Source organism: Nostoc sp. KVJ20, from assembly GCF_001712795.1.
Taxonomy (GTDB): Bacteria; Cyanobacteriota; Cyanobacteriia; order Cyanobacteriales; family Nostocaceae; genus Nostoc.
Genome location: NZ_KV757675.1, coordinates 1 through 13,226, shown reverse-complemented (window position 1 = coordinate 13,226; position 13,226 = coordinate 1). Strand labels below are relative to the sequence as shown.

Below are 13,226 nucleotides of genomic sequence, written 5' to 3'. Positions count from 1 at the left end.
CATCTCCCCCACTCCCCACTCCTTAATTTATCGTCTTATTTCAAGGCAACTTCAACTTTTGCTACTGATACTTCTTTGCTTACTGGTTCAACAGTAACTTGAGCGGGTGTGGTTGAACTCCTTAACCACAGCGCCACAGCCGGAGTTACACCTAGCAATAAACCGAGCAATACAGGTATAGAGAATCCAGCTGCCAAGCTGAGTCCGGCGGCGAAGGCAAAGTTAGTTAAATAAACGACTAAGGGCAGATTGAGTTGCGATCGCTCTAATTTAATCGAAGCGTTTCTCCACAATAATCCTGCCACACTCATGAACAGTGTACTAGTACCAAACCAACCTGCATAATTCTGGTATGGTGTCCCAAAGAAAGCTCCTGGTTGTTCCCAATACCAGAAAGGCAAAGAAGATTGACTCATAGCTGGCTCAAGAGCAAAGTCCCAGCAAGTAAAGAGCAAAGCACCAACGGCAATAGCAGCAATATGGCGTCCCCAACTGGGTTTTTGAGCTACTTTCAAGCCAGTTCTAGCAATTAAGTAAGACGACAGCCCAACATAAAACCAAGATAAAGGAATAGTGAAAGGAACTAGCCCGCCAATCTTATAACCCAAGCCACTTAAGTAGCTATAATCACCAAATGGAAACCCTGTGCTAGTTCCCAGAAGTTCACTCCCCAAAGATATAAACACAGCAGGCAGCATAAATGCTAGCCAATTTCCTAATCCCAAGGTTCGGTAGGCATAAATAGAAACAGCTACCGTCCCCAAGATAATATCAACAACACCGCCACCAGCCATACTTAACTGTATGGCAGTTTCTCCAACCTGCGATAAGTTGAAAATTATTTCGGCATTAGGTACTACCAGTAGCATCCCTACCAGTCCAAAGGCTTTTGACACGATATGACCAATGAGGCATACGCGTTCAGCAATAACAAGTTGTCTCATGATAATTCCTTAACAAGATGTGACACGCGGCTACTCGGCTGCTAACAGTTTACAAATGTTTAACAACATATTTAACTACTTTGTACCGCAATTCTCGACAAACTTGTTTGGCTTTCTTGGGAACAGCATAACAGCCTATTGATTGAAGCTATAAGAAATATGATGTTAAACTTACTAGTCTAAGCCATATAGTCAAAATCTACATAATTTCATCTCCAATAACTTCTAGTTTCTCGTCTCATTGATAGCCACATCGTGAAAAACTCCTTTTATACTGGGATATCTTTGAGGGAGAACAACCATCATCAACTGAGCAAGCCCTCAAGCAAAATAAAGTCTTGAGTTACTAGACTTAGTTATGGGATCTTGACCCTGTACTAGAAATATAAACCCATGTCAATTTTGAAAAGAGTTCCTTGGGTGTCGCTGGCGCTAGTACTGCTGAGTTACAGTACTTTGGGCTGGGTAATATCTGAAACACGTGCCCCTCTGTTTGTGTGGGTGGCAACTGTAGTTGCTATCTTGCTTTTACTAGTAACGTTGACTGCTCCTTGGCCGAAGATGACATATTACTACAGTATTTTGCTTCAATCAAATACCAGGTCTTTCGGCGTTGCCGTCTTAGCAGCTTTCTTATTTTTTATCATGATTGCCTGGTTTCGAGTATTTCTTGATACCTTACTCATCATTTCAGCGACTATATTAGTCAGGATAGATTTTCAAAGAGCGGGTCTTAGGGAAGGACTAGCCTTTTACACTGCATCTATTTTTTCATTGGGAGGTTTAGCTTTGGGTGCGCTAATCTACAAGTTAATATATTCCCAAATTCCGCTAACGTGATCAAATATAACCGAAAAAGCTAGCAATGCCTGGGTTGGGCTGCGCCAACGCTTCAGAATCACTATTACATTACCCATAACTTACTGTTTAGCTCAGATTCCCAACTCCTTAAACAAGTCGGGAATATTTTTCTTCTCTTGTTTTTCAATACTTAAGTTCAAAATGCAGGCTGTTCAAATAGCATTAGAGAGAGGAAAAAATCCATAATAAAAATTGACACCCAACTAGTAACAACTGCTTTTGTTGCCGATTCTCCTACTTCCTTTGCTCCCCCTCTAGTAGTTAAACCCCAACTACAGCCAATGACAGCAACCAGCACTCCAAAAATAAACCCTTTTAGCAAAATAATAAACAAATCTGACGGTTGTAAAAAATTTCTAACTGATTCTAAAAATGTTTCGGGAATAATTTTGTAAAACTGTGATGCAGCAAAAACTCCGCCGATGATGCCCGTAACTAAAGCCAAAACCGTCATCAAAGGCACCATCAAACAACAAGCAATTACTCTAGGAAGTACTAGATAATCAATAGGATCAGTTTTGAGCATATAAAGTGCATCAATTTGCTCGGTGACTCGCATTGCACCTATTTCTGCTGCAAAAGCAGAACCAACTTGTCCAGCCATAATACTAGCGGTCAAAATTGGAGCCAATTCTCTGCAAAAAGCTAAGGCGAAAGCACCTCCCACAGCATTGACAGCCCCAAATCGGACTAATTCTCTCGCTGTCTGAATAGTAAAAATCATACCGGCAAAACCGCTGACAAGTAGAACTGGAGAGATAGAACCTGGGCCAGCAGTCACCAGATGTTGCAGAATCTTGCGATAGTAAGTTTTTCCTTGGAGTAAATGTAGCCACACCTGACCGAAAAGCAATACTGCTGCAAAACAGCGTGTAATCCAAGGTTGCTCAAAATTTGTTTTTGGTTGCAATTTTATCGTCCTTACGACTGACTTTTTTTGCACATTAGGTTATTTAAACTCTCCAAAATAAGACTACATACAGATACAAATGGCGGAAACTCAGCCAGATGTAATCTGACTTTCTCAATTACGTAGACGTAAAAAGTGTTGCTTCCCGCAGGATATTAGGAATTGGTATTAGGGTATGGTACATGAACAGACGCACTAGATGTTTATCCTCAAAGTAGAGGAGGTGTTTGGGGATGGTTCAATTTAGCTTAGTAAACTTTAGCCGAAAATAGTACATAAAACATGTGAGCTTTTTTTGCTGCGGTTCTGATGCTTTGTATGCTAGGGAGTTAAAATCTCTGGTCTATCAAACTGGGAAAAGTAATTGACTCAACTAAAAGGGTTTAAAAATTTAATAATATTGCCAAATAATTCCAAATAATTTTTTATGAACAGAATTAAATACATAATATGTATGTTCCTATTAATACTGCCTTTCTCCGTGGTAAATCCGGCTTTTGCATCTGTATGCCGCAATTACGATGTCTACGACGGTTTACGCCACCAGATTTGCATTCTCAGTATTAGCCGAAGTGCCAAAAATTATTGAGAATACAGGGCAACCGTTAGCGTAGATGGAGTAAAAAGACCCACCGAGGTTTACAATTGTCGTGAACGAGTAAAGGTTCAAGAGAGCGGGACTGTTTTGCCCTTTGAGCAAAAAGCCCCTGGTGAGATGGTATGCAGCTTTTTTAATTCTTCTCGGCGGTAAACACCCGCCAGATAATAAAGACAGTGAAACCTAGATAGGCGAATACTGTTAGCCATTCTTGCCAGCTACCAAATCCATTGTTCATCAGCAAAAGTAGGAAAATTAATATTTCTCTATCCTACACGCTGACGCTACCAGTTAGTTGCTGTATCTTGGGAGACGAAGGAAGGCTACTCAAAAATTCTTAGTTAATTTTCCGGAATCGATACCAATGGGGTGGTAGTACATATCAAGAGCATCGATATTATACTGAACTTCTATAACTAACCTTCGGGGAATATAGCCCCATTGTTTCCACTCAAAACCCGGTCTTAATGACCGGGTTTTTGATTTTATGTGATTTTGCTTACCTCTTCGCTTTCCATTCTTCTGGATTTCCGTATATCCACAGTATGGACATTGCACAGTAGATAACCTCAATTTATCACTCTATTATGCAACGCCGATTTGATTAGCGATCGCAGGGCTGTATTTTTCCATCAGCACTGACCTAACCGCAGCAGTATGCTGATAACGCAACTTTGACCAGTCCAGAGTGCTTGCATCATAACTGCCGTTAATAAATCAATATTTTACTACTTTGCTTAGAAACTTTTTAACAAAATATTTATCTACTTTACTACTTTGGATAGATAATTTCAAAAGTATTACTTCTGTAGAGTTATGTTCATTAACAGTCGAATATTTGTTTATATTTCCAATACAGAATTCGACGTTATTTCTTATGGACAAAGAAGAATTAAGATTTTACCCATTTTTTTTACGAAAGAGGAATATATAGGAATTAGATTGGATTTATGAACTTACTTGTGTAGGGAGGGAACAGGGTACAGAAAGAAGGGAATAGATGTGTATTTAGTTTTTTAAAAAATCAAATAGGAGTTCTATAATAATTCAATTTAAATGTGAAAAAACCCGAAATTAAAAGTACAGTTTTCTAAACTTTTAAACGATTTTATTTCTCATGCTATTTCTTTTTGAATATGTGCATAGAGGACTTAGCAAAAACTCCGCTGTAGGGTAAATTCATGTAGATGCAAAGCAGATTAACGCAGGGTATTACCTCTACATAAATCAAGCGCAGCCTCATATATAATTGGTGCCACGAATGACATGAATTAGTTTTGCATTGGATTAATTGATATTTTCTAGAGATATTTTAAGCATTTTTTTAACTAAAATACCGTATTCACTGCTACAGTTAGGCATCGTCAGTTAACCTAACATTTGAAGCTAATAATAAGTCGGCAGAAATAAACACAATAATGAAGTTAAGGAATATAACGTCAAGCTTCCCGATGTTTCTCAATTTTTTAGTCGCACTCCAATTCTGCAATCAGAACGATATGGAACTCTAGCCAAGAGAAGCCAGGGTTTTACGGAAGATATGACAACAGACCGAACACAGGTAATGAGAGCAACAAGTAGAGGTATTGTTGCCAAGAAATTGCACATATTCTCTGATGTTATAGCCCAAGATTTTCATATCCTCACGAGATATTCTCTCTTTTTGAGTGAGTTAGCTCGGTATGTTTCAAGAGTTTAGAAAATAGTCAAGTAAAATTAAGAATGATGTTGGACACTACTCACAAGCATTTAATTCTTGGGGCTGGTTTTGTGGGATTGGGTATGGCTGAAGCGCTCAAGAGTGCGAATATTCCTTACGACCAAGTTGATGCCAGCGATGACATTGGTGGAAATTGGTATCATGGTGTCTATGAAACTGCACACATTATTTCATCACGGAAGATTACCCAATTTACCCATTTCCCCATGCCGGATAGTTATCCGGACTTTCCCAGCGCTAAAAATATACGGGATTACTTAAACTCCTTTGCTGACCATTTTGAGTTACGTAAAAATATTGAACTGAATCGTCAAGTTAGCTACGTGCGACCTGTTGAAAATAGTCTCTGGGAAGTTACCTTTGATAATGGGGAACAGCAAATTTACAAAGGGATTATCATTTGTAATGGTCATCATTGGTGCAAACGTTTTCCTAAATTCTCAGGAGAATTTGATGGGGAAATAATTCACTCCAAAGATTATAAAAATCCCCAGCAACTATATGGTAAGAGAGTTCTGGTGATTGGTGGAGGGAATTCAGCTTGTGATATAGCCGCAGAAGCAGCTAGGGTGGGAGCTAAATCTGTGTTGAGTATGCGTGAATCTGTGTGGTTTATTCCCAAAACCTTTGTAGGTGTTCCAGTTTCCGATTTAACTAAATGGTGGATGCCAGAATGGTTTCAGAGGTTTATGTCTTATGTAATTATTCTATTAACCTTCGGTAAGCACAAAGATTATGGTCTACCCGAACCCAAATATCGAATTTTTGATAAGCACCCGACCTTAAATAATGAGGTGCCTTACTATATTAAACACGGTCGCATTTCCTATAAGCCAGAGGTAAGACATTTAGATGGTGGGGAAGTTGAATTTGCGGATGGTAGTCGAGAAACCTTTGATTTAATTGTTTGTGCAACTGGTTTTCATGTAGCCTATCCATTTTTACCTCCAGAACTGCAACGGGTGGAAGGAGCAACAGTGAAATGTTATGGAGGGTCATTTCTTGAAGATTACAAAGGAATTTACTACATCGGTTGGGGACAAGCTAGAGGGGGTGCTGGTTCTTTATTTTCCGCTTTTGCACCCATATTTACCCGTTTTCTTGAACTCCAGGATGAAATTAAAATTCCTATGGGTCTAGTCCTCAAAAAAATGGGACAGCAACTACCCACAACCCATCTTGAAGATCCGCAAAAGATTTTTCGGGAATTAAAATTAGTCAATCTGTTTTTTAAACGGATGGTTCAAAAAGCTCACCGAATTGATTCCCAGTATTCCCAGTTTGAGAATCATCCACTCCCACCATTGCTACAAAAATTAGTTAGTAGAACATAAACTAAAAGTAGCCAGAAAACAACCTTAAACGAAATTTTTCACAGCTATAAAAAGCTTTGCAAAGGAATTCAGACTTTCACCCTTTCACACTAGCAGCAATATTGTTCATGTTGAGTGGATGAGGATATTCGTTGAGAGTGATTGAAGATGTGAAAGTCGAATATTCTTTGTGATATTTTAACGAACAGATTCTAAAATTACTGTCGTCAATATTAAGCAAAGAAGAATAAGTCCGCACCGGAAAATAACCCAATAGAAAACAAAGGGTAGTAAATTCATCGCAATATGTGAGCTTCCGAAAATAGCTGACAAAACGTAAGCGATCGCTAGACCAAATAATCCCAATGCAAAATATTTAATGAACTGGGAAGTCAAACGAAATAAAAAGCTGTGACGATTCGTATCCATGTTTTCCTCCTGATAAATAAATACAAAATAACAGGGTTGACGTGGCACTTTTTAGTACCATATCAACCCTGTTGTAGTCTTTTCCTAGACTCTCTTGGGCTGGAAAATTATTCACTTGTTCACCTCAAGAACGAAAACAATTTTCTACTGTTTCTCTAAAACTTGAGATGAAATAACTAGCTGGTAATTAGCTAAGTAAGTCGGTGCAATTAAAACTAACTGGTGGGGGCTGTCATTTGTCTTTTGTCATTAGTCATTGATAAGGGTTTTAAGCCTATTTACATTTCGTAACATAATTTGGTTTATTCTCACCTACTTACTTAGAGCAATCAACAAAAACAACTAAAATCAGTCAATATCCAACAATTCAGATACCATCAAGCCAAATATCGGCGCGGTATTTCCCTTCTTGCATTTAGAAAAGTCTAGGCTGAGTAATCCAAACCCCTTCTTTAACAATCCCCTCAATCCCACTCGAAAGCGATCGCGATAGATAGATATCTGACTTTGGGTATCTGTCGGTAACTCCTCTAAATACCTATTTAGATCCGCATGAACGCAACGAAAAGAACCTCGGAAGGAGATGACACGCACTTCAAACTCTTCGGTTCCGATCTTGCGGATAGTCACTTCAATTATTCCATCCTTGCAAGTGTGACAGGCAAGAATATCTTTCTCAAGCAACTCAAATAATTCCTGAGCAGAATTTGAAGTTTCAGGTGTTGGCATAATGTGGGGTACCTCAGTGCTAGTTACTTCAGCTATCCTCGCGATTCACACCTAATTTGTTATCGATTTTACATTTATTGTTATAGATTCTACATTTACTTGATTAATCTTGTCAATCAGGTTGATAAGTAGAATTAACAAGTTGATAACAATTGATAATTTAGAGTATAGTTAGTAGTGGCTTGTCAATACGCTTTTGTGTATAAATGCTAGGCGATGTCTACGACGGGCTACGCCAAGGCACGGGACTAGGGAATGGGAAACCCGTTGAAGGAGGCAGAAGGCAGGAGGCAGGAGGAAAACAGCCTTTCTTGATAAATAAGTAGAGATATATCTCACATCTACCTCACATATATATATAAATAGTTTTGGCTGGAGAAATTTACTTCATGACGGAAATTCCTGAAAGTTTCTTGAGAGCGGTTACAGCCGAACACAACGTATCTGAGGCTGAGGTAAGTGCCTTACTTCTAGCTTTAGCTGGCCAAACGGCAGAATCTATTGCAACCACTCTCGAAATTAGTGCAGCCGCAGTGCGAAAGCGACTTGGTTCGGTTTACCAAAAGTTTGACATTGCTGGGAGTACTCCTGGGAAATTAGAGGTAATCAGGAGTATCTTCCAGGAAAGATATCAGTTATCAACAGTAGTTAATGCCTCATCCTGTTATGATTTTGGCGAAGCGCCTGATGTCCCGGTTTTCTTTGGGCGTGAGTCGGAGTTAGAGGTTTTAGAGGAATGGGTAAATAAAGATCGTTCCCGACTGGTGGGAATATTCGGGATGGGGGGAATTGGTAAAACAGCCTTATCTATTAAGCTGGCACAGAAAATTCAGGGACAGTTTGAGTATGTTATCTGGCGATCGCTACGTCATGCACCCTCTGTTAAGGAGATTTTTGCAGACCTGATTGAGTTTTTCTCTAAAAAGAATGAGCCTAAAGAAGTAGGAATTTCGCAATTGATTGCCTTTTTGCGGAAACATCGCTGTTTATTGGTACTGGATAATGTTGAGTCAGTCCTACTTGGAGGTGATTATGTCGGACAATATCGAGAAGGATATGAAGAATATGGAGAATTTTTCCGGCAAGTTGGGGAAATGCCTCATCAAAGCTGTTTGATTTTAACTAGTCGTGAAAGTCCGAAAGAAATCGTCACCTTAGAAGGGAATAATCTTAAAGTTCGATCATTGCAGCTAAGTGGGCTAGAAAAGATCGCTGCAAAAAGCATATTTGTAGGCAAAGGTGATTTTCTGGGTTCAGAGAAAGACTGGAACAAGTTAATTAATCAATATGCAGGTAATCCTTTAGCTTTAAAAATCGTTTGCAATACAATTCAAGAAGTTTTTGGTAGCAATATATCAGAGTTCATTAGTTGTGATATTTCCGTATTATTTGGAGATATTCGCAACCTTCTAGAACAGCAGTTTAATCGGCTATCGAATTTAGAAAAGGAAATTTTATACTGGCTAGGAATTAATTGCAAGCCTACGTCTTTTGGCGAATTACAAGCAGATATTATTTCAACTACATCACAACCACAATTAATAGAAGCTTTAGAATCTCTGCGGCGGCGATCACTAATTTTTAACGAGAAGGGTTTGGCGAAATTCATGCTTCAAGCTGTAGTGATGGAATATATCATTAGCCAATTTGTTAACCAGGTTTGTGAAGAAATTGTTTCTGAGATTAATTTAGAAAATATTTCCTTGTTAAAAAGCCACGCCTTACTCAAAGCGCAGACAGAAGGAAAGGTCAGAAATGCCCAAATTCGTTTGATTTTAGTACCAGTTGTTGAAAAGTTAATTAATAGATTTGGTAATAAAGACCGAATTAAAGAACATCTCTTAAAAATAATAAAATTCTTGCAAGTAAATACTCCTTTGACATCAGGCTATGCTGGGGGGAATATTATTAACCTTCTTTGTCATCAAGGAATTGATTTAAATGGGTGTGATTTTTCCAATTTTAAGATATGGCAAGCATACCTAGTAAGTGTAAACTTGCATAATGTCAACTTTGCTAACTCTGACTTATCTAAATCTGTATTTACAGGAATATTCGATAGTATTTTATCAGTGGCATTTAACCCTGTAAATGGAGAAATTGTTGCTACAGGTGACGCTGATGGTCGAATTAGCTTTTGGCAAGCTACTTATGGTGAGCAACTATTTCATTGGAAGGCACATGATAACTGGGTAAGAACTGTTGCTTTTAGTCCCGATGGTAAAACTTTAGTCAGTTGTAGTGATGATCATACTGTGAAAATTTGGGATGTTGATAGCCAAAAACAACTGATGAAACTTGATGGACATAATAGCTGGGTCAGGTCTGTTGCCTTCAGTCATGATGGCAAAATTGTCGCCAGCGCTAGTAGTGATAAAACCATTAGACTTTGGGATCTAGATAGCCAAAAATGCTGGGAAATTTTAGAAGATCATAATGATTTTGTTCGTTCTGTTGCCTTTAGTCCTGATGGAAAAATACTCGCTAGTGGTAGTGCTGACCAAACTATTAGGCTTTGGGATGTAAAAACAGGTAAATGTTTGAAAACTCTTAAGGGACATACCAAATTAGTCCAGTCTGTAGTTTTTAGTTCTGATGGGGAAATACTTGCCAGTTGTAGCGACGACAAAACTGTGAAACTCTGGGATGTTAAAACGGGGAAGTTATTAAACACTTTGTCAGGACACACCAATTTAATCCATTCTATAGCCTTGAGTCCCATCTCTTCTTCAGAAGGAGGAGGGATTATTGCCAGTTGTAGCGACGACAAAACTGTGAAACTCTGGGATATTCAAACAGGGAAATTATTAAAAACTTTAGAAGCGCACAGTAATTCTATTCTCTCTGTTGCATTTAGTCCCGATGGAAAAACACTCGCTAGTGGTGGCTATGACAAAACCGTTCGGTTCTGGGACATCGAGACTTATCAATGCATCCAAATCTTGCAGGGATACACTAATTGGGTACACGATTTAGCCCTCAGTCCAGATGGGAAGATAATTGCTAGTAGTAATGATGATAAAACCGTCAGGCTGTGGGATGTTCAGACTAACCAATGTATCAGCACTTTGGAAGGACACGCTGGCCGACTTTGGTCTGTTGCTTTTAGCCCGCTTCCTGGGGGACTATTAGCTAGCGGTGGTGATGATCAAACTATCCGCTTTTGGGATACTCTGAGTGGACAGTGCGTGAAAGTTTTGCAAAATAGCGATCGCATCCGCTCTATTGCTTTTAGTTATGATGGTCAAATTCTAGCTAGTAGCAGTATTGACTGCAACATTAAGCTATGGAATATTAGGACTGGCCAATGCTTTGAAACATTACACGGACATACAAATTGGGTGCAGTCTATCAGTTTTAGCCCTGATGGTGAAATTCTCGCAAGTGGAAGTGATGATCAAACACTGCGGCTATGGAATGTTCATACAGGGGAATGTATTCGGGTTTTGGAAGGACATACTATGCGAATATGGTCTGTTGCTTTTCAAGGACAATTTGGAGGGCTATTAGCTAGTGGCGGTGATGACAAAACAGTACGGCTATGGGATGTTCAGACTGGCGAATGTTCCAAAATTTTAGTCAATAATGATTGGATACGTTCTGTTGCTTTTAGTCCTGATGGTAAGATTATTGGCTGTGCTTGTGTTAATCACACTATAGAAATTTGGGATGTTGACACAGGTAAACGTCTGATTATTTTGCAAGGACATAGTAATTGGGTTCGTTCTGTTGCCTTTAGTTCTGATGGAACTTTGTATAGTGGTTCCCAGGATGGAGCTATTAAGCAATGGAATGTCAAAACTGGAGAGTGTATCAAAACACTCATGTCAAAAAGACCTTATGAAGGAATGAATATCAAGGGTATTTCCGGTCTAGGGGAAGAACAAAAAAATACACTTAAAGAATTGGGTGCTATTGAAGATTAATTGGTTAACTAATCATAATGTTATTTAATTGCACTATAGGACTCATATTTGATTTCTGAAAAAACTCAGTACAACTAAGAAGCCTTCTTTCCTGTTGCCTGTCTACGCAAATTAGTTCAGAAATCAAAGCGGATTCCTATATTTTAAATGCGTATTAGTTTCTTTTTGTTAAATCTCATTATTTTTTTGTGAGGATTGCCATTGTGCCAAATTATATCGGTTGGATGATTTACCAAAACAAACTTGTTTTTATTATAGTTTCCAGATAATTTTTGTATTTTATATAAATTAAAAATAATAATTAAATGTCACAACTTAAACCTAAAAAGATTGAGTTATATGAAATTAAAGATATAGATCGGCTGCCTCAACTGCAAAAAATTTCAACAGCAGACCGCTTGGCAATGAAAGCAGTTGCCCAAGTATTGCCGTTCCGTGTCAATAATTACGTAGTAGAGGAACTGATTGACTGGGAGAATATTCCCAATGATCCCATCTTTCGCCTTACCTTTCCTCAAAAAGAAATGTTGACTCCTGAATCTCTAGACAAGGTTATTTGGCATCTGCAAAATTCTACACCAGAAGACCTGCGTCAAGTAGTAAATACGATGCGATCGCAACTTAACCCCCATCCAGCCGGACAGGTACATAATATTCCCACTTTAGACGGAAAACAAGTACCAGGAATTCAACATAAATATCCCGAAACAGTCTTAATTTTTCCGACAGCAGGCCAAACTTGTCATGCATATTGCACATTTTGCTTCCGTTGGCCGCAGTTTGTGAAAATGGACGGAATGAAATTTGCTACCCGTGAATCAGGACTTTTCCAAGAGTATCTCCGCCAACATCAAGAAGTCACAGATGTTTTAATTACTGGCGGAGATCCAATGACAATGAAAGCTAGACATCTGGCTTTATATATTGAACCACTGCTAAATTCTGGTTTTGAACATATTCAAACAATTCGGATTGGTACTAAATCGATCGCTTACTGGCCTTATCGCTTTGTTACAGATGAAGATGCTGATGATATCTTACGTTTGTTTGAGAAAGTAACTAGCTCAGGCAAACATCTTTCTATTATGGCGCACTACGATCATCCGACAGAAATCAAAACTGAAATTGCTCAAGCAGCGCTCCAACGCATTCGTAGTACAGGCGCACAGATTCGCACCCAAGGGCCACTCATGCGGGGAATTAATGATTCTCCGCAAGTATGGATAAAGATGTGGAAAGAACAAGTTCGTCTTGGTTGCATTCCTTACTATATGTTTATGGAACGAGATACTGGAGCAAAACATTGCTTTGAAGTACCAATTATTCGAGCTTGGGAAATTTATCAAACAGCAATACAAAAAGTGTCTGGGTTAGCTCGTACCGCTCGTGGCCCAGTCATGTCAGCACTACCGGGTAAAGTTGCAGTGGATGGCGTAACTGAGATTTATGGCGAGAAAGTATTTGTACTTTCTTTTTTGCAAGGACGCGATCCCAATTGGTGTAAACGTCCTTTCTTTGCACGTTATGACGAGAAAGCAACCTGGTTAACTGATTTAGTTCCAGCTATGGGAGAAAAGGAATTTTTTTATGAGAATAAGTTACAGGAAATTCTGAAAATACAAAGTTGAATTGGGGATTGGGGATTGGGGACTGGGGACTGGGGATTGGGGATTGGGGATTGGGGATTGGGGATTGGGGACTGGGAACTAATTTATACTTCTTTCTAGAAACTTTTAAGAGTTTTTATTGGTCTGGTTCTCCAAATTCTGCAAAAATCAACCAATTTCATCTTCTGC

8 protein-coding genes and 2 pseudogenes are annotated in these 13,226 nt (G+C 38.9%); 4 read left to right on the top strand and 6 right to left on the bottom strand.

Going from position 1 to position 13,226, the window contains the following annotated elements:
- Window positions 1–35: 35 nt before the first annotated feature.
- A complete protein-coding gene (gene cruF, locus A4S05_RS27305; RefSeq protein WP_069072927.1) occupies window positions 36–944 on the bottom strand; it encodes a gamma-carotene 1'-hydroxylase CruF in 909 nt (302 codons plus the stop codon).
- Between the two features lie 393 nt (window positions 945–1,337).
- On the opposite strand from cruF, the gene A4S05_RS27300 reads away from it, so the two are divergent.
- Window positions 1,338–1,784 carry a hypothetical protein gene (locus tag A4S05_RS27300; RefSeq protein WP_069072926.1) on the top strand — a complete coding sequence of 149 codons (447 nt, stop codon included), beginning with the start codon at window positions 1,338–1,340 and terminating at the stop codon, window positions 1,782–1,784.
- A gap of 157 nt (window positions 1,785–1,941) precedes the next feature.
- On the opposite strand, the gene A4S05_RS27295 is transcribed toward A4S05_RS27300, so the two are convergent.
- The 3 genes and pseudogenes from A4S05_RS27295 to A4S05_RS43670 all read right to left on the bottom strand — a co-directional run.
- Window positions 1,942–2,715 carry an MlaE family lipid ABC transporter permease subunit gene (locus tag A4S05_RS27295; protein WP_069072925.1) on the bottom strand — a complete coding sequence of 258 codons (774 nt, stop codon included), beginning with the start codon at window positions 2,713–2,715 and terminating at the stop codon, window positions 1,942–1,944.
- A 1,075-nt stretch (window positions 2,716–3,790) separates the two neighbouring features.
- Window positions 3,791–3,871: pseudogene (locus tag A4S05_RS40655) on the bottom strand (IS1 family transposase); the annotation flags it as partial.
- A gap of 39 nt (window positions 3,872–3,910) precedes the next feature.
- Window positions 3,911–4,024 (bottom strand): annotated as a pseudogene (locus A4S05_RS43670) (integrase); the annotation flags it as partial.
- A 1,011-nt stretch (window positions 4,025–5,035) separates the two neighbouring features.
- Here A4S05_RS43670 and A4S05_RS27290 point away from each other — a divergent pair.
- Window positions 5,036–6,367 (top strand): flavin-containing monooxygenase, encoded by a 1,332-nt coding sequence (locus A4S05_RS27290; protein WP_256091193.1) that lies wholly within the window; start codon window positions 5,036–5,038, stop codon window positions 6,365–6,367.
- Between the two features lie 177 nt (window positions 6,368–6,544).
- On the opposite strand, the gene A4S05_RS39450 is transcribed toward A4S05_RS27290, so the two are convergent.
- A complete protein-coding gene (locus A4S05_RS39450) occupies window positions 6,545–6,775 on the bottom strand; it encodes a hypothetical protein (RefSeq protein WP_084227290.1) in 231 nt (76 codons plus the stop codon).
- 348 nt (window positions 6,776–7,123) lie between these two features.
- Window positions 7,124–7,504 (bottom strand): hypothetical protein, encoded by a 381-nt coding sequence (locus A4S05_RS27285; protein WP_069072923.1) that lies wholly within the window; start codon window positions 7,502–7,504, stop codon window positions 7,124–7,126.
- A 389-nt stretch (window positions 7,505–7,893) separates the two neighbouring features.
- Here A4S05_RS27285 and A4S05_RS27280 point away from each other — a divergent pair, with 389 nt between their 5' ends.
- Both A4S05_RS27280 and A4S05_RS27275 read left to right on the top strand, forming a co-directional pair.
- Window positions 7,894–11,430: a WD40 domain-containing protein gene (locus tag A4S05_RS27280; protein ID WP_069072922.1), complete on the top strand. Its 3,537-nt coding sequence runs from the start codon at window positions 7,894–7,896 to the stop codon at window positions 11,428–11,430.
- Window positions 11,431–11,735: 305 nt separating this feature from the next.
- Window positions 11,736–13,058 (top strand): KamA family radical SAM protein, encoded by a 1,323-nt coding sequence (locus A4S05_RS27275; RefSeq protein WP_069072921.1) that lies wholly within the window; start codon window positions 11,736–11,738, stop codon window positions 13,056–13,058.
- Window positions 13,059–13,226 lie beyond the last annotated feature (168 nt).